The organism is Dysgonomonas massiliensis (assembly GCF_900240225.1).
In the GTDB taxonomy this organism is placed as follows: Bacteria; Bacteroidota; Bacteroidia; order Bacteroidales; family Dysgonomonadaceae; genus Dysgonomonas; species Dysgonomonas massiliensis.
In genome coordinates this window covers 1-18,425 of record NZ_OEPV01000005.1, presented here as the reverse complement: position 1 = coordinate 18,425, position 18,425 = coordinate 1, and the positions used below count along the sequence as shown (strand labels likewise).

17 protein-coding genes and 1 rRNA gene are annotated in these 18,425 nt (G+C 38.2%); 8 read left to right on the top strand and 10 right to left on the bottom strand.

Annotation, left to right across the window (positions count from 1 at the left end):
- Positions 1 to 27: 27 nt before the first annotated feature.
- The 6 genes from lpdA (at position 28) to C1A06_RS06130 (ending at position 8,323) form a co-directional block, all read left to right on the top strand.
- On the top strand, positions 28 to 1,380 hold the full coding sequence (gene lpdA, locus C1A06_RS06155) for a dihydrolipoyl dehydrogenase (RefSeq protein ID WP_101689378.1): 1,353 nt from the start codon (positions 28 to 30) through the stop codon (positions 1,378 to 1,380).
- Positions 1,381 to 1,408: 28 nt separating this feature from the next.
- Positions 1,409 to 2,272 (top strand): RsiV family protein, encoded by an 864-nt coding sequence (locus C1A06_RS06150; protein WP_101689377.1) that lies wholly within the window; start codon positions 1,409 to 1,411, stop codon positions 2,270 to 2,272.
- A 20-nt stretch (positions 2,273 to 2,292) separates the two neighbouring features.
- Positions 2,293 to 2,922: a 16S rRNA (guanine(527)-N(7))-methyltransferase RsmG gene (rsmG, locus tag C1A06_RS06145; RefSeq protein WP_101689376.1), complete on the top strand. Its 630-nt coding sequence runs from the start codon at positions 2,293 to 2,295 to the stop codon at positions 2,920 to 2,922.
- A 95-nt stretch (positions 2,923 to 3,017) separates the two neighbouring features.
- On the top strand, positions 3,018 to 3,656 hold the full coding sequence (locus C1A06_RS06140) for an MBL fold metallo-hydrolase (RefSeq protein WP_101689375.1): 639 nt from the start codon (positions 3,018 to 3,020) through the stop codon (positions 3,654 to 3,656).
- A 36-nt stretch (positions 3,657 to 3,692) separates the two neighbouring features.
- Complete coding sequence (gcvP, locus tag C1A06_RS06135; protein ID WP_101689374.1) at positions 3,693 to 6,563, top strand: aminomethyl-transferring glycine dehydrogenase; 2,871 nt, start codon at positions 3,693 to 3,695, stop codon at positions 6,561 to 6,563.
- 89 nt (positions 6,564 to 6,652) lie between these two features.
- Positions 6,653 to 8,323: a nucleoside kinase gene (locus C1A06_RS06130; RefSeq protein WP_101689373.1), complete on the top strand. Its 1,671-nt coding sequence runs from the start codon at positions 6,653 to 6,655 to the stop codon at positions 8,321 to 8,323.
- A gap of 30 nt (positions 8,324 to 8,353) precedes the next feature.
- Here C1A06_RS06130 and rnc read toward each other — a convergent pair whose 3' ends face one another.
- Genes rnc through C1A06_RS06115 form a run of 3 tightly spaced genes read right to left on the bottom strand, consistent with a single transcriptional unit; the run spans position 8,354 to position 10,705 of the window.
- Positions 8,354 to 9,172, bottom strand: coding sequence for a ribonuclease III (gene rnc / locus C1A06_RS06125; protein WP_101689372.1), 819 nt, complete (start codon positions 9,170 to 9,172; stop codon positions 8,354 to 8,356).
- Positions 9,173 to 9,186: 14 nt separating this feature from the next.
- Positions 9,187 to 10,449 carry a beta-ketoacyl-ACP synthase II gene (gene fabF / locus C1A06_RS06120; RefSeq protein ID WP_101689371.1) on the bottom strand — a complete coding sequence of 421 codons (1,263 nt, stop codon included), beginning with the start codon at positions 10,447 to 10,449 and terminating at the stop codon, positions 9,187 to 9,189.
- Between the two features lie 22 nt (positions 10,450 to 10,471).
- Positions 10,472 to 10,705, bottom strand: coding sequence for an acyl carrier protein (locus tag C1A06_RS06115; protein ID WP_101689370.1), 234 nt, complete (start codon positions 10,703 to 10,705; stop codon positions 10,472 to 10,474).
- 158 nt (positions 10,706 to 10,863) lie between these two features.
- On the opposite strand from C1A06_RS06115, the gene purN reads away from it, so the two are divergent.
- Positions 10,864 to 11,436, top strand: coding sequence for a phosphoribosylglycinamide formyltransferase (gene purN / locus C1A06_RS06110; RefSeq protein WP_101689369.1), 573 nt, complete (start codon positions 10,864 to 10,866; stop codon positions 11,434 to 11,436).
- 77 nt (positions 11,437 to 11,513) lie between these two features.
- Here the strand turns inward: purN and C1A06_RS06105 are convergent, their stop codons facing one another.
- Together C1A06_RS06105 and C1A06_RS06100 are read right to left on the bottom strand one after the other, a co-directional pair.
- The gene (locus C1A06_RS06105; RefSeq protein ID WP_101689368.1) at positions 11,514 to 12,200 is read right to left on the bottom strand and encodes a hypothetical protein; all 687 of its coding nucleotides are present in this window, start codon (positions 12,198 to 12,200) and stop codon (positions 11,514 to 11,516) included.
- Between the two features lie 119 nt (positions 12,201 to 12,319).
- Positions 12,320 to 12,847, bottom strand: coding sequence for a hypothetical protein (locus C1A06_RS06100; RefSeq protein WP_101689367.1), 528 nt, complete (start codon positions 12,845 to 12,847; stop codon positions 12,320 to 12,322).
- Positions 12,848 to 13,109: 262 nt separating this feature from the next.
- Between C1A06_RS06100 and C1A06_RS06095 the strand changes: the two genes are divergently transcribed.
- On the top strand, positions 13,110 to 14,750 hold the full coding sequence (locus C1A06_RS06095) for a fumarate hydratase (protein WP_101689366.1): 1,641 nt from the start codon (positions 13,110 to 13,112) through the stop codon (positions 14,748 to 14,750).
- Between the two features lie 74 nt (positions 14,751 to 14,824).
- Here the strand turns inward: C1A06_RS06095 and C1A06_RS06090 are convergent, their stop codons facing one another.
- The 5 genes from C1A06_RS06090 to rrf all read right to left on the bottom strand — a co-directional run.
- Entirely contained in the window at positions 14,825 to 15,748 is a 924-nt protein-coding gene (locus tag C1A06_RS06090; protein ID WP_101689365.1) for a PepSY-like domain-containing protein, read from the bottom strand.
- Between the two features lie 184 nt (positions 15,749 to 15,932).
- Positions 15,933 to 17,045 carry a 4-phosphoerythronate dehydrogenase PdxB gene (gene pdxB, locus C1A06_RS06085; protein ID WP_101689364.1) on the bottom strand — a complete coding sequence of 371 codons (1,113 nt, stop codon included), beginning with the start codon at positions 17,043 to 17,045 and terminating at the stop codon, positions 15,933 to 15,935.
- A 98-nt stretch (positions 17,046 to 17,143) separates the two neighbouring features.
- Positions 17,144 to 17,653, bottom strand: coding sequence for a ferritin (locus C1A06_RS06080; protein WP_101689363.1), 510 nt, complete (start codon positions 17,651 to 17,653; stop codon positions 17,144 to 17,146).
- 141 nt (positions 17,654 to 17,794) lie between these two features.
- Complete coding sequence (locus C1A06_RS06075; RefSeq protein WP_101689362.1) at positions 17,795 to 18,199, bottom strand: hypothetical protein; 405 nt, start codon at positions 18,197 to 18,199, stop codon at positions 17,795 to 17,797.
- Between the two features lie 138 nt (positions 18,200 to 18,337).
- Positions 18,338 to 18,425 (bottom strand): 5S ribosomal RNA (gene rrf, locus C1A06_RS06070); the annotation flags it as partial.

Sequence of the window (18,425 nt, the reverse complement as noted above, 5' to 3'; positions counted from 1 at the left end):
AGACTACTAACTCTAAAAACAAATGCTATGATTTACGATTTGGCTATAATCGGGGGAGGCCCTGCAGGATATACTGCTGCTGAAAGAGCTGCCGCTGGCGGATTAAAAACGATCTTATTCGAGTGCAACGCTTTAGGTGGAGTTTGCCTCAACGAAGGCTGTATACCTACAAAGACTTTATTATACTCGGCAAAAACTCTTGCAAGTATAAATAATTCGGCAAAATACGGAGTAAACACCGAAGGCACAGTATCGGCTGATATAGCTAAAATCATTTCGAGAAAGAACAAAGTAGTTCGCAAGCTTGTAGCAGGCATCAAACAGAAACTTGCTGCTCACGAAGTAACAATCATCAACGGACAAGCTGAAATAATAGGAGAAAACAACGAACAAATAGAAATTGCTTGCAACGACGAAAAATTTGCATGTAAAAAACTATTGTTATGCACTGGTTCCGAGACATCTATCCCTCCAATCAAAGGACTGCAAGACGTTCCCTATTGGACATCACGCGAAGCACTAAGCGCGAAAGAACTACCGGAATCACTAGCTATCATCGGCGGTGGGGTCATAGGGATGGAATTCGCTTATTTCTTCAACACACTCGGTGTGAAAGTAAGTGTCATAGAAATGCTTCCTCAAATACTAGGGAATATGGACAACGAGCTTTCTGAAACACTGAAAGCTGAATATACGAAAGCAGGAATAGACTTCTACATGGAAGTGAAAGTAACCGAAGTTAACACCGAAGGCGTGATTATAGAGAAAGATGGTGAGCAAGTAACTATTCCAGCTAAACAAATACTTCTTAGTACAGGTCGCCGACCTGTTACTCAAGGTTTCGGATTGGAAAATCTAAACCTCGAAATGTTCGGTCGCGGACTGCAGGTAAACGAAAAAATGCAGACATCAAATCTTAATGTTTACGCTTGTGGCGACGTTACGGGCTATTCACTTCTTGCGCACACAGCCGTTCGCGAAGGTGAAGTAGCTATAAACAATCTTCTCGGTATAGAAGACCACATGAGTTACAAAGCTATTCCGGGTGTTGTATATACCAATCCTGAAATAGCAGGTGTTGGTGCTACTGAAGCAGACTTGACAGCCAAAGGCATAAAATACAAAGTAAGCAAGCTACCGATGGCATATTCGGGGCGATTTGTTGCCGAAAACGAAATGACAAATGGCATCTGCAAACTCATTGCCAACGAGAACGATGTGATCATTGGCTGTCATATGCTAGGCAATCCGGCATCAGAATTAATTATCATTGCTGGTATCGCAATTGAAAAAGGCTATACGATCGATGAATTCAGAAAAATCGTATTTCCTCATCCTACAGTAGGTGAAATTATACACGAAGGCTTATTTGCTTTCTGAAAGATTATACACTAATTGAGACCCTCTTATGAAAACTAATAGATTTAAGTACCCAGGATTCATCTACTTCTTCTTCGCAAGCATGATCATATTCAGCTCATGCCAAGAAAAAGTAAACGTTGATAAACCAAATAATATCAAATACGACACCATCAACATTGTCGATATTTATCATTTGGATAATGATTCGACGAAACCTTCGTGCTCACTGCAAATCAACTACATTGCACCAATTGGTTTCGACAACAAAGAAGTTCTGGCTAAAGTGCAAAACGAGCTAAACTATGTATTCTTCGAAAACGAAGGGTTAGCTGCATTGCCACCAAAAGAAGCCAGTGAGAAATTTGCTGAATTGTATATTAAAAACTACAAAAAAGACATTGACTCACTAATTCCAGCTTGGGATAAAACACACGAATCGGCAGATTACTATTCATATTACAAGAAACTGAATAGTGAAATTTTGTTCGATCAGGGCAATATCTTATCCTACCAAGCTAAGACATGGGATTATCGCGGTGGAGCCAATTCGACGACTTACTACATCAATTTTGTATTCGACCTGAAAACCGGCAAACGCCTTTACAACGAGGATATCCTGAAAGATGGTTATTACAAAACCCTGAGTCAGTTGATGGTAGACGACATTCTAAAACAGAACGATGCTAAAGACATCGAAGAACTCCGTCTTATCAACGGATATTTCGGAATCGAAGAATTGCCAGACAACAGCAATTTTTCGGTCGATAGCAAAGGCTTGACTTACATATTCAATAGTAGTGAAATTGCACCTCCAACAGTAGGAGCTACAAAGGTGTTTATCCCATTCGAGAGTCTATTTATGATTCTAAAAGATAATTCACCTATTTCACATTTATATCAAAAACAGTAAACGCTTATCAAATTTATTTAATGGGAGTAGAAATTATTTTCAAGTATTTCCCCGATCTTACTGAGGAGCAAAAACAACAGTTCATTGCTCTGGAACCTCTTTATACAGATTGGAATTCTAAAATCAACGTAATCTCGCGCAAGGATATCGAAAATCTTTACGTACATCACGTGCTTCATTCGCTAGCCATCGCCAAACTCATCAAATTCAAAGATGGCTCGCATATTATGGATATGGGTACAGGCGGAGGTTTTCCGGGCATACCGCTAGCAATACTTTTCCCGAATTGTAAGTTTACCCTTGTAGACAGCATTGGCAAGAAAGTAATAAAAGTTGCAGGAGGAATAGCCGAAGAATTGGGTCTTAAAAATGTAACTTGCATACACAGCCGTGCGGAAGATATAAAAGACAAATTCGATTTTGTAGTCAGTCGTGCTGTAATGCCATTACCTGATTTGGTGAAAATTATTCGTAAGAACATTTCTCCCGACAAAAAGAACGCATTACCAAATGGTTTAATATGCCTGAAAGGAGGCAACTTGGATGCCGAACTGAAACCATTCAAAAAATCGGCAGAAGCTGATGATTTGTCAATGTATTTCGAGGAAGAATTCTTCAAGACAAAGAAGATTGTCTATGTACTTATATAAAGTTTGCAAACTATTTCTTAAAAATAATTTAAACCTAGTTTGCTGAAAGAAAAGATTGTATCTTTATGTAAGTAAAACATTACAAAAATCCATAAATGAGCATCAAAATATTTACATTTAATCCCGTTCAAGAGCACACTTTTGTTTTATATGACGACACAAAGGAGTGTGTGATAGTTGACCCGGGATGCTTTTTCCCTGAAGAAAAGAAAGAGTTGATGAATTTTATCAAAGACAACAATCTGGTTGTTAAAAAGATAATCAACACACATCTACACTTCGACCATACGTTTGGCCTGAACTATTTGGCTGACGAACTAGGATTCAAGACCGAAGCACATCAGGGAGATGAGTATTTACTCAAACAATTACCGAATCAGTATATAGCATTTGGCTTTGGCGAATACACCGAACCGATTCCCGAAATAGGAAAATATCTGACAGAAAATGACACTGTCGAATTCGGCAATCAAAAATTGAAGATATTTCACGTTCCGGGACACTCGCCAGGAAGTATCGTATTCTACAACGAAGCCGATAAATACGCTGTCGTAGGCGATGTTCTATTCAGCGGAAGCATTGGACGCACCGACCTGCCGGGTGGCGACATGAATCAGTTGCTAAACGGTATACGCACTAAATTGTTTTCTCTGCCCAACGATACGGTTGTATATCCCGGTCATGGTCCGGCAACCACTATCGGAAAAGAGAAACAGACAAACCCATTTTTTTAATCAGATCATTGTTTAACCATCAGATACAAAATCAATATGGAGACTGAAAAATTTCACCTTCGTCATATAGGCATAAATGAAGCCGACGAACAAATCATGCTAAAAAAAATCGGAGTTAAGTCATTAGATGAACTAATTGACCAAACTATCCCGGCTGACATTCGTCTGCCAAAACCAATGAATCTACCTCCGGCACTTAGCGAACATGAATATCTGGAAGAAATAACAGCACTTGCTGCTAAAAACCGAGCATACTCGTCGTACATCGGAATGGGTTGGTACGACACCGTAGCACCATCTGTGATTATCCGCAATGTTTTCGAGAATCCGGTTTGGTACACATCATATACTCCATATCAGGCTGAAGTATCGCAAGGTCGCCTTGAGGCCCTGCTTAACTATCAGACAATGGTAAGCGAGCTGACTGGCCTGCCACTATCAAACTGCTCGTTGCTAGATGAAGCGACAGGTGGAGCTGAAGCTGCGACTATGATGTTCAATCTGCGATCACGCGATCAGATAAAAGCAAATGCAAATAAACTATTCTTAGATCAACATATATTTCCTCAAACGATTGCCGTAATCAACACACGTATGGCTCCGCAAGGTATTGAGGTCGTTATTGGCGATTACAAAACATTCGAATTCGAATCTTCATTCTTTGGTGCTATTGTACAATATCCTAACTCGAACGGAAGTATCGAAGATTATCGCGAATTCACTGAAAAGGCTCACGCTGCAAATTGCAAGGTAGCTGTAGCTACGGACTTAATGGCATTGACACTAATCACTCCTCCAGGAGAATGGGGAGCTGATGTAGCTTTCGGTAGCAGCCAACGCTTCGGTATTCCGATGTTCTATGGAGGTCCTTCAGCAGGATTCTTCGCAACAAGGGAAGAATACAAGCGTCAGGTTCCGGGACGTATCATCGGTATCTCGAAAGACAGAAACGGCAAGCCTGCACTTCGTATGGCTCTGCAAACTCGCGAACAACATATTAAACGCGAAAAAGCAACATCAAACATCTGTACAGCACAAGCATTGCTTGCTACAATGGCTGGATTCTATGCTGTATATCATGGAGCAGAAGGTTTGATCAAAATAGCGCGTAACATCCACTCTGCAACAGCCTTAATAGCTGACGAATTGAAAGAAATGGGTTACGTGGTAGAAAACGAACAATTCTTCGATACACTGAAAGTTAAACTTGCTGACGGTGTAGAAGTCGATTTCTTACGCGATATTGCTGAAATGCGCGATATCAACCTACGCTATTTCGCTACGGGAGAAGTTGGAATCAGTATCGACGAAACGATCACCGATTTCAAAGCTCATGAGCTGTTAGCTGTATTTGCTTTGGCTAAAGGATCATCGAAAGTATTCATGATTGATGATTTGGACGAAAAATGTATTATCGATCCGAAATTCATCCGTAAGAGCGAATTCTTACAACATGATGTTTTCAAATTATATCATACCGAGACCGAATTGATGCGTTACATCAAACGCCTAGACCGCAAAGATATTTCGTTGGCACACTCAATGATCTCGCTAGGGTCATGTACAATGAAATTGAACTCGGCTAGCTCAATGCTTCCACTCAATTTGGCCGGTTTACAAAACATACATCCATACGCACCGACCGATCAAGTATTGGGATATCAGGAACTGATCAATGAATTGGGACAATATCTTGCTGAAATCACTGGTTTTGCAGGAGTAAGCTTCCAACCAAACTCGGGTGCTGCTGGCGAATATGCCGGATTGATGACTATTCGCGAATATCAAAAGAGCATAGGTCAAGGGCACAGAAATATTATTCTGATTCCTTCATCGGCACACGGAACAAACCCAGCATCAGCAGTTCAAGCAGGTTTTGATATCATAATTACAGCTTGCGATGAAAACGGAAACGTTGTAGTAGAAGATATTTTAGCAAAAGCTGAAGCTAATAAAGACAACTTAGCTGGGCTGATGATTACATATCCATCAACACATGGTATCTTCGAAAAAGAAATCCGCAAGATCTGTGATATTATCCACGACAACGGAGGTCAGGTATACATGGATGGTGCAAACATGAATGGACAAGTAGGCCTTACAAGCCCTGGCTATATTGGAGCTGACGTTTGCCACTTGAATCTGCATAAAACATTTGCAATACCTCACGGAGGTGGCGGACCGGGTCAAGGTCCTATCTGTGTAGCAGAACATTTGATTCCATTCTTACCTCACCACCCGATGAAAGATGGCAGTTCTTTGAACACTGTTGCTGCTGCTCCATACGGAAGTGCTGGAATTCTTCCTATTACCTATGCATACATCCGCATGATGGGTACAGAAGGATTGACTCGCGCTACAAGCATCGCTATCTTGAGTGCAAACTATCTGGCTGAAGCATTTAAAGACACCTACGGCATTACTTATCGCGGTGTAACTGGTCGTGTAGGACACGAAATGATTCTTGAATGCCGCAATCTTAAAAACGCATCGGGTATAAGCGAAGGTGATATTGCAAAACGGTTGATGGATTATGGTTATCACGCTCCTACTCTTTCATTCCCGGTTCATGGAACATTAATGATTGAGCCTACTGAAAGTGAAAGCCTTGCAGAACTTGATCGCTTCATTGCAACACTAAACCAAATCTGGGAAGAAATCTTAGAAGTTCAGAATGGCAAATACAGCAAAGAAGATAACGTATTGACAAATGCACCTCACCCAGAGTATGAAATCTGTGATGACGAATGGGCACATAGCTATCCTCGTTCGAAAGCTGCTTATCCACTTGAATTCCTAAAAGAGAACAAATTCTGGATAAATGTAGCACGCGTTGACGATGCATACGGAGATCGTAACTTAATCAGCTGTTTGTGCGAACTTCCGACAGGAGATTGGAACAAATAAAAATTGAAACGAACCCTTTTTAAGATATTACTCCTCCTGCTATATCATCATATCAGGAGGAGTATTCATTTAACAAAACAAGTTTATATATGAGTAGTATAGTTACTGTACATTGTTTAAACAACGACACATACACAGATTTTCCTCGCGGAACTGATCTGAAAACAATTCTGGATACACTAAAAATCGATACTGGAAATACAATAGTATCGGCAAAAGTCAATAATAAAGTTGAATCACTCGATTTCGAGATTTACAACAACAAGAATGTCGAGTTTCTTGATATAAGTTCAAAATCGGGATTACGTACCTATCTGCGTTCGCTATGTTTCATACTAGCCAAAGCTGTTGCTGATGTGTTTCCTAACGAAAGGATGAATCTGGAACATGCAGTATCGAAAGGATATTTCTGTAAATTTCAACAACGCGAATCAGTAGATCAGGAGAGCGTCAATCGCATTAAATCTCGCATGCAAGAGATTATAGATGCTGACCTTCCTTTTACTCACAAAGAGGAGGAAACAACAAAAGTCGTGGCTATGTTTCGCGAACAAGGATTTGAAGATAAAGCTCTCCTTTTAGAGACATCTGGCCAATTATATTCTAAATATTACTCCCTAAACGGATCTATCGATTACTTTTACGGCAGCCTGGTCCTTTCAACCGGATATATAAAACTATTTGATCTTCTGCCATACGAAAATGGCTTGCTACTTCGTATTCCGCGAATTGATAACCCCAAAGAACTAGAGCCCGTAATACCACAGCCTAAAATGTTTCAGGTTTACAAAGATCAGCTCAAATTCTTGAACGTTATCGGCTTGGATAATGTAGGAGATCTAAATCTGGCTAATCTAACAGGCAACGTTTCGGATGTTATCAAAGTCTCCGAAGCTTGGCAAGAAAAAGTCATAGCAGAAACAGCAATACAGATAGCCAAACGATACCGCGAAGACGGAACAAGAGTGGTACTGATATCGGGTCCATCATCATCGGGCAAGACAACCAGTCGTATGCGACTGGAAGTTCAGCTAATGGTAAATCTATTAAAACCAATAGGTCTGTCTCTTGATAACTATTTCGTAGAAAGAGAAAATACTCCATTGGATGAAAACGGAGACTATGATTACGAATCACTCTATGCGCTTGATCTGGAATTATTCAACAATGACCTGGAGAAGATTCTGAGAGGAGAAAGAATAAAACTCCCTACTTACAACTTCACAACCGGAAAAAGAGAATATAATGGAGAAGAACTCCAGATCGGAGAAAACGGTATTTTGATTATCGAAGGTATTCATGGTCTAAATCCTAACCTAACTCCGCACATTCCTGCAAATCAAAAATTCAGAATCTATGTATCTGCATTGACTGCTATTTCTTTAGACGATCACAACTGGATACCTGCATCCGACAACAGACTTCTGCGCCGTTTGGTGCGCGATTACAATTTCCGCAACTATTCTCCGATAGATACTCTATCGCGTTGGCCTAAAGTTCGTGAAGGTGAAGAAAAATGGATATTCCCATATCAGGAAAATGCAGATGTTATGTTCAACTCGGCCATGCTATACGAATTAGCCACTTTAAGAAGTCATGCCGAACCCATATTGGCACAAGTTCCGAACAATGCTCCTGAATATTCGGAAGCATACAGGCTGCTTAAATTTTTGCGCTATTTCGTTCCCATCAAGGACGAAGAACTTCCTCCTACATCTTTACTTCGTGAATTTTTAGGTGGCAGTAGTTTCAGATACTAAAACAATAAAGGGGATTTCATCAATCCCCTTTTATATTTTCTCTTCTTCCGATTTCTTTTTCCTTTCAGCCTCTTCAGCAACTTCTTTCTTTTTTCGTTGCATAATAGAGTCATACAATTCAGCATCATTATCTATTCGTTTCAAAGCCTCAGATGCCGCTTTCTGCTGTGATTCTTTTTTAGAATATCCTTCTCCTATACCTAGTTGTAAATCGTAAATATTTACAGCCGAACGGAAGAAAGGGCTGTTATTTTTATCAATACTACTATCAATCAAATCGAAAGTAACAGGAATTTTCATTTTCTGTCCCCACTCTATCAATCGTGATTTATAGTTTTGATCACTTTGCGCTACTTCTTCAATATCAAGATGTTCTTTGATCAGCTTATCATATACAAAGTGTTTCGTTACACGATAACCTTGATCAAGATAAATTGCTCCGATCAACGCCTCCAGTGCATTTCCATACATATGGGTATTATGCGAAGTTCTTGCCGATGACTTTACAAGTTTATCTACCCCAAGATCCAAAGCAAGTCTATTCAGAGTTTCGCGTTGAACAATACGTGCTCTAATATTTGTCAAGAAACCTTCTTTCTTGTACTCGAAACCCTTAAATACTATATCTGCTACTGCAGCATCCAGAATTGCATCACCAAGGAACTCAAGTCTTTCATTATTGATCCATTTACCATTTTTCAATTTAATGGATGAAGACTTGTGCAATAGAGCCTGCTCGTACAAAGTTATATTGTACGGATAAAAACCTAATATCTTGTAAAAAGAAAAATAAGGCTCTTTCCCATATCTGGGAAGTAGCCTTATTTTGCGATATAGTTTTTTAAACACTTTTCGTTCCTTTCCTATTTCTCGTACTTTTTAACGATAAGACAAGCATTGTGACCGCCAAATCCGAATGTATTTGACAAGGCTGCTCTTACTTCTCGCTGTTGTGCTTTATTGAAAGTTAGGTTCAGTTTATAATCAATGTTTTCATCTTCGTCACCTTCTGTAAAGTTAATTGTTGGTGGAACTATACTGTCTGTAATAGATTTTATACAGAATAGAGCTTCTAACGCTCCTGTAGCTCCCAGTAGATGACCAGTCATCGATTTGGTCGAACTGATGTTCATATTATATGCGTGCTCGCCAAAGACTTCTTTGATAGCCTTCAATTCTGAAGGGTCACCAACCGGAGTCGATGTACCATGAACATTGATATAATCAATTTCTTCAGGTTTCATATTGGCATCTTTCAATGCACTTGCCATCACTAACTTGGCTCCTAATCCTTCGGGATGAGATGCTGTTAAGTGATATGCATCTGCTGACATTCCCCCGCCTACTACTTCAGCATAGATTTTAGCTCCACGCGCTAAAGCATGATCCAAGTCTTCGAAAATAAGACATGCTGCTCCTTCTCCTACAACGAAGCCGTCGCGACTTGCGCTGAATGGACGTGATGCTGTTTCTGGTGAATCGTTACGAGTAGATAATGCAGTCAGAGCATTGAAACCTCCAACTCCTGATATTGTTACAGATGCCTCTGATCCTCCTACAACTATTGCGTCAGCTTTACCTAGACGAATAAGGTCGAATGCTACAATCGCACTGTGCGTTGATGAAGCACAAGCCGATACTGTTCCAAAGTTAGGTCCTCTCAAACCATAACGCATCGAGATATGCCCTGCGGCAATATCCGATATCATTTTAGGGATGAAGAAAGGATTAAACTTAGGGCCTAGTTCTTCGTGCGTAAAATAGCTTCCGATTTCGTCCTCAAAACTTTTGAGGCCACCAATTCCTGATGAGAAAATAACTCCGATACGATCGGTATCAACCTTTTCAAGGTCGAATTGAGTATCTTCCATCGCTTCTTGTGCAGCTGCAATAGCCAAGTGTGTATATCTATCACTTTTGCGCGACTCTTTACGGTCAAGATATTTGCTTATATCAAAATCTTTAACCTCGCACGCAAAACGTGTTTTAAATTTTGAGGCATCGAAAAGAGTAATAGGCCCAGCTCCACTTACCCCCATCTTAGCATTTTCCCATGTCGTAGCGACATCGTTGCCAAGAGGTGTAACTGCACCTAGACCTGTTACAACAACTCTTTTTAATTCCATAAATGTTCGTGTGGAATAAAAATTATTTATTTGCTTCGATGTAAGAGATAGCGTCTCCTACTGTAGCGATTTTTTCTGTTTGATCATCTGGAATTGAGATGCTGAATTCTTTTTCAAATTCCATAATCAATTCTACTGTATCAAGCGAGTCAGCTCCTAGATCGTTTGTGAAGCTAGCAGTATCTGTTACTTCAGATGCGTCTACTCCTAATTTCTCAACGATAATTGCTTTTACTTTTGATGCTACTTCAGACATAATTTTAGGTTTTAATTAATAATGTTAAATTATTCTTTTTATTTTTGTCGGTGCAAAGTAAAAGCTTTTTATTCAGATAAAAAAAATATTTTACATATAAAATCACAAAAACTGCACATTTTCGAATTTTGTGTGCATTTGAAAGACCATAATAAAAAATGATAAACTTAGCCATCTTCGCCTCTGGATCGGGTTCCAATGCTGAAAATATCAGCAAATATTTCGAAGGCAATCCGAATGTTAAAATAGCTTCAATTATATCGAATAAAGCTGATGCTTTTGTGCACGAACGTGCAAAAAAACTAAATATTGAGTCGAAAACATTTACAAAAAAGCAGTTCGATTCGACATCTGATGTCTTAGAGTATCTGGAAAATAAGGATATCGATTTTATTATATTGGCCGGTTTTTTGCTGAAAGTTCCGGACAATTTATTGGCAACATATCCCGACAAAATCATCAATATTCATCCGGCTTTACTCCCAAAATTTGGAGGAAAAGGTATGTATGGGGACAATGTTCACAAGGCCGTTGTGGCTAGTGGAGAAAATGAATCGGGCATTACGATTCATTACATCAATGAAAACTATGACGAAGGGGCAATCATATTTCAGGCGAAATGCGAAGTATTACCAAGTGACACTTACGAAGATGTTGCGGCTAAAGTTCATGCATTGGAATACGAATATTTTCCTAAAGTAATCGATGATATACTCAAGAAACATTCTTAAGAATAAGTGCTTCAATATTAACAAAATAACAAAAGGAGCAAATATTTGCTCCTTTTGTTTTATCTATATGACGATACTTAGCCGATATTTTCTTTTCCCTTTTCGACAGGTAACTCTTCCTCTGTATAAAGCCCGATTCGTTTCATTGCTTTTTTCGTAATAGTATACCATACTTCTCCATTTGGATTCCCTGATGCTGTATTTTTCACACGATATTCGCGTTCCATCACATCCGAATCACGCAGTTTATTTAAGATATGCTGATCCACTTCTATACCATTAACATAGTATGTCGGACGATCCCCAAATTTCTCGTAAAGAGCAACAAAATCCTCAGTACTTGCTTCTTTCTTCTTCACCAAATCGGTCCACGCATCGCGGGCTACACGATCACGTTCCTTATTTCTTATAATAGCATTTTCGCCGATACGAACCGCTAACGCACCATTACGACGCTGATAAGAATTTCGATCTTTAGCTACTTTACTCAGAAGTTGTTCCACCTCCATCTCAGCTTCTTCCATCGTCTTATACTTAGTACGTTCTTTATCTAAAATCAACATTATTTTAGAAATGGAATCATTCACCGAGATATCTTCTATATTTTCTTCAAAGAAAGACCTGGCTTTATCTTCATCTATATCATAACCCTTTGCCTTCAATTCTTCATAAATGCGCTGAAAGTCCTCTTTCGTCTGAGCTGACAGCCCAAAAGGGAGAAGAAGTATAATAAATAGAAGAATATGTTTTACAGATAATCTCATACAGGTAATGAACCAATTAATTTATAAAATTCATGTTATCAAAGCACAAAGATAAATGTTTTTCAGAATAAAGCAGATGATTGCCAATACATTTAACAACATCAAACAATTTAGCACATTCATTTTGCAACTTCGTAATAGCCACTGATTGGAGAGACACAATCTCCTATTGCTGACAATCTGCTCTCAACCCATACTAAGGAATCTTTATTCTCTTCATACCAGCTTCGTAATTTTTCTTGAAATCTTAGCCGATTAGCCGTATCTTTTCTCAAATGATACCAATAAGAACAATAACCACATCCTAATGCATCAAATTCGACACATAATAAGTCGAATGTCGGAATCCCTCTGATTATCCCTTGAATGGCAAGATATGCCAAGTCTCCAATTGTATAATTACCTCCAAAAAACAAAACATTAACCTCTGTTTCTTGCGAGTCATGTATTTTATCTATTAAATATGGAATAATGTCGAGGCCTTCTCCAACAATACGCCACAATACAGAATCAGTACAATTATCCATATACGGAACTTCTTGCACATACTCAATACTATCAGCAATTGCTTTATAATCCTTAGTCTGCTGGCAGAAAGAATACTTAACAATACAAAGTAACACAAACAGTATTAAGAGCTTTTTCATATCCGATTTATATAAGTTTAGACGAATAGTAAAATATCTGATCAAAAGATAACTACTTTATCTATAATAGAAAAGCTATATTCCGAAAAGAACGAGTTACAGAATAAATTAATAGAAAATGTGTACACAAGTGTTACTTTTTAACAAAAGAGAAATCGACACCAAGGTTTTGCCGTTTTATCTTACTAAACCGTTGTATTTTTTGTAAATTTGTAGATACTATCTAAAAATATCATTTATTATACACTAAGAATATAAGATTATGGCAACACCTCCATTCAAGTACCAGGAAATGTTCCCTATGGGAAAAGACACTACTGAGTACTATTTACTATCAAAAGATTATGTTTCGACAGTAGAGTTCGATGGTCAGGAAGTACTTAAAGTTGCTCCTGAAGGACTTACTTTACTTGCTGAAAAAGCTTTTCACGATGTAGAATTCCTACTTCGCCCTGAACACCAACAGCAAGTTGCTAAAATTTTGTCTGATCCTGAAGCTTCGGATAATGACAAATTTGTGGCTCTAACATTCCTGCGCAACGCTGAAATATCGGCAAAAGGTATTCTTCCTTTCTGCCAAGATACAGGTACAGCGATCATTGTAGGTAAAAAAGGACAAAACGTTTGGACTGGATCTAATGACGAAGAAGCTCTATCGAGAGGTGTTTACAATACCTTTACAACCGATAATTTGCGCTATTCGCAAAATGCTGCATTGAATATGTACGATGAAGTGAATACCGGATGTAACCTTCCAGCGCAGATCGATCTATATGCAACTCAGGGCAACGAATACAAATTCCTTTTCGTAGCAAAAGGTGGTGGCTCGGCCAACAAAACATACCTATATCAAGAAACTAAAGCATTACTTAATCCTGAGAAACTGGAGGCTTTCTTGATCGACAAAATGAAATCATTGGGAACAGCTGCCTGCCCTCCTTATCACTTGGCATTTGTAGTTGGTGGTACTTCTGCCGAAACAAATCTTAAGACAGTGAAGCTTGCTTCAACTAAATATTACGACAATTTACCGACTGAAGGTAACGAAGGCGGTCAAGCTTTCCGCGACCTTGAGATGGAGAAAAAACTAACTAAAGCTGCCTACGACCTAGGCCTTGGAGCTCAATTTGGAGGTAAATTCTTTGTACACGACATTCGTGTGGTTCGTCTACCTCGCCACGGAGCATCTTGTCCGGTAGGAATGGGTGTTTCTTGTTCGGCTGACCGTAATATCAAAGGAAAGATCAACAAAGAAGGCATCTGGTTAGAAAAAATGGAAGACAATCCAGGACGTCTTATCCCAGAAGAATATCGTCAAGCCGGTGAAGGTGGCGGAGTAAAGATTGATTTGAATCGTCCGATGCCGGAAATCCTTGCCGAATTGTCTAAATATCCGGTTTCTACTCGCCTATCGCTTACTGGTACAATCATTGTAGGCCGTGACATAGCTCACGCTAAACTACAAGAAAGAATCGACCGCGGCGAAGGTCTACCTCAATACATCAAAGATCATCCGATCTATTATGCAGGCCCTGCAAAAACTCCGAAAGGATATGCTTCAGGATCGATGGGACCAACTACAGCAGGCCGTATGGACTCGTATGTTGATTCATTCCAATCGCACGGAGGCAGCATGATTATGATTGCAAAAGGTAACCGCAGCCAACAAGTAACAGATGCTTGCAAGAAACATGGGGGCTTCTACCTTGGTAGCATTGGTGGTCCTGCAGCAATTCTTGCTCAAGACAGTATCAAGAGCCTCGAGTGCTTAGAATATCCTGAATTGGGTATGGAGGCAATCTGGAAGATTGAGGTAGTTGATTTCCCTGCATTCATCCTGGTGGATGACAAAGGAAATGATTTCTTCAAACAATTGAAACCATTAAATTGCACTTGCTTCTAAAGCTCTTATTTATATAAGCATAAACAAGCCGGACTCGTTGAGTCCGGCTTTTACTTTGAATACTTATAAACTTCTTAATCGATGATTGTTGTTATGTGCGCGCTGCTTGCATTGAAATACACTTTATAATCAGTCTTACCGCCATCAAGTTCTACGATGTAACCATCTTTATATTTAGCACCTAGAATTGCCGGAGCCATGCTGAATTCTTCGATTCGCAATCCTGCATGATTTGCATCAAGATACTCAAGGATCAAATTGGATTTAGTTACTCCTTTGATAATGTCTTTTACTACTGCATTTTCAGACTCTAGATCTACACTCTTGAATGATCCGTCTTTAAAGAATTCCACTTCAATCTCGTCAGCTTTATCCTCGTTATAAACGATTTCATATTTATCCCACTCTAATTTTATTTTACTAGGTTGCTGATCTGCGAAATAGGTTGACAAAAACAGCTGTATTGACTCAGGAAGATCTTCTTTCGCCACGTTATTTTCGCCTTGGCTAGTTTCTCCCTTATCTTTCAACACATTACCCAAATAATCAAAATAAATGTCTCTATCACCTCTTAGCTCAATTTTAAAACCTTGTGTTTCAGAATACACACCTTGCTTTTCAATCTCCTCAATCTGAGAATTTGGGTACTTTGAACTAATATAATTCAATGCGTTAGATGGAAGTAACATTGCAATAGAATTAGGAAGTTGTTTACCATTCAGGTCTATTTCTTTCCACACTCCATTTGCATAAAAATCCACTTCAATGCCGTTTACAAAAAGAACTTCATATTCGCCATTTGACTCAACTTCCACTCTTCGAATTTCTGATTCATCAAAAGCTCCTTCATTACCAAAATGCTTTTTTATAAAATCCTGAGAATCGGCTGGCATTTCTGAAAATTCAATTGCTTTACTGTTATCATTATCATCATCACTACAAGAAGCAATAATAAATGAAGACATAACTACTGCTAAAATAAAAACTATTTTTCTCATACTTTTCTAATTGATTGTGTTAGTTAAATTTGTATTATGATTATATAAAGCAAATATAGGAGAGCAAATCTGGAAAGAATTGGCAATTTTGAGCAACCATTGATTTTTCATTGGCTAATAAAAGAGAAAAGGCAAATCAAAAAAATATCTGATTTGCCTTTATAATATAAGGTAATATACAAGCTTAAGCTAAATTAAAGTCAAACTTATTAAGTAAACGTCGTTCATCCTCAGTAGCATTCAACACTGTATACGCTAAATATTCACGACGTAAAGGATATTCGTTTCTTAGGTTTTTAAATGTAGCAGGCATACTCTTTAGAGCTTCGAAATCTGTCATCGGATTATAAGTAGCTAACATAGCCGAAACAAACCGTTTACTTGAATCAAACTTGTTTAGATCTATTATCGATTCAGCTGGTGCTGGAGGATTTATATAGTCAATCGGTTTTCTATCGAGATCGTAAAAACGAGCAATCGTTTCGAGAGACATTCGTGTAGCGTTAGCCTTACCATCAGCTGAATATCCTGCTATATGTGGTGTTGCAATATCAACCATTTCCATATATTCCAAATCGATATCAGGTTCTTTCTCCCAACAATCAATCACTGCTCCGCTGATTTTATTCGTTCTTATAGCACTTTTTATCGCTTCGGTATCAATAATAGCTCCACGTGCCGAATTAATTATAATAGGTTTCTTAGCTAACGACGCAAAGAAATTATCATCAGCCAAATGATATGTTTTATAGATACCATCTTTAGTCAAAGGCGTGTGGAATGTTATGATATCCGCTTCTTCTTTGATTATATCAATCGAGACGAAATCACATGAATTTTCCTCTTTCTCGCGTATAGGGTCATTCAATAGGACTCGCATCCCCAAAGCTTCACATGCTCGAGCTACTTTCTTACCTACATTCCCCACACCGACAATACCGATTGTTGTATTTGCGAGATTAAGCCCTTTTTTATCTGCCATAAGTAGCAATGCTGATGTAATATATTGCTGTACTGATGATGAATTACAACCTGGAGCATTCTTCCATAATATACCATTAGCTTCGCAATACGCAGTATCAATATGATCGTAACCTATAGTTGCAGTACATATCAACTTCACCGAAGTATTATGCAACATTTGCTCATCCATTTTGGCAACCGTTCGGATTATGAGAACTTCTGCATCTTTAATGCGCTCATTCGTAAATTCTGATCCGGCTAAGTATTCTACATCTCCAAATTCTTCAGCTACTCCTTTCAAAAAAGGTATATTTTTATCTGCTATAATCTTCATTAAATTGTCTAAATCTGTTCTATGATGCTAGTTAAACAAAATAAATCACTTTAGAAAATTTCTAAAGTGATTTATCACTATTTTTCTTACTCCATCGATTAAGCTTCTGTAGCTGTATCGGTTTGTCTTCCAGCTAGCTCTTTATCTAATGTATAGATTCCGAATCCATTTCCATTGATCATCTTAAGAGCATCAATATAACCTTGAGCAGTAGACTCTTCTTCTACTTGTTCGTCAACAAACCAAGTAAGCATACTTTCTGTAGCATAGTCACCTTCCTCTCTGGCTAATGTTACAAGTTTGTTTATCATACCTGTAACTATTTTTTCATGCTTCAATGTGTCTTCGAAAGCAGCTAATGGTGATTCCCATGACTGAGTAACTTCTTCAATAGGTTTCAAAACTACCTTACCGCCTCTTTCGTTGATGTAATCAACTATTTTAAGAGCATGAAGTTGTTCTTCATCAAATTGTTGTCTAAACCAATGCGCAAAACCAGGTTTTCCATCTGCTGCAAAATGAACAGACATAGACAAATAAAGGTATGCAGACCAAAATTCCGCATTAACTTGTGCATTCAATGCACTTTCCATTTTTTCGCTTAGCATAATATATATTTTTTGATGTTTTATGTCGATTAAAGTATAACAAATATACGCTTTTTTATCTATATATATACATGTGATAAAAATTTAATAATGGGAATAGAGTATGTATATAATGTGTGAAATCAGATCGCAGAGTATTATCTATTGCTTTAATTCTTTTTTTATAGCTTCCATTTTACCTTCTCTAACAAGAGAATACACGTTACTATAATTATCTAGATACACTAGTAGCTCTAATGCCTTTAATAAAGTTTCCTGTTTTTCTGATTTATCATTATCATGCATTCCATCTTGGTACATTATTTCTGTGAGCATTTCTATTCTATATAAATATTCATCGTCTCCATATCTATTTTGTAAAAAAGAAATAACATCATCCATAGAGGATTCTCGATAAAATATCTTTGACTCATCTAAATAATCTATATACATATTTTCTAATTGATTTGAAAGCTCTTCTTCGCTCAAATCCTTCTTATCAAACAACATAAACAATGAATCGATAAGTTGCTGTATTAGCCTTATAATATAGTCTCTTTGAATCATATAATAGCATTAGGTTTATATTTAAGGTATAAAGATAATTTATTAGGGAATATATTATCAAAATATGAATAAAAATCGTATGTTTCTTAGCAAAAAAAGAGGAGGTCACTAGTATAAACTAATGACCTCCTCAGGTAAAATTGGCGGCTATCTACTCTCCCACCTGTAGGGCAGTACCATCGACGCTATTGGGCTTAACTTCTCTGTTCGGAATGGGAAGAGGTGG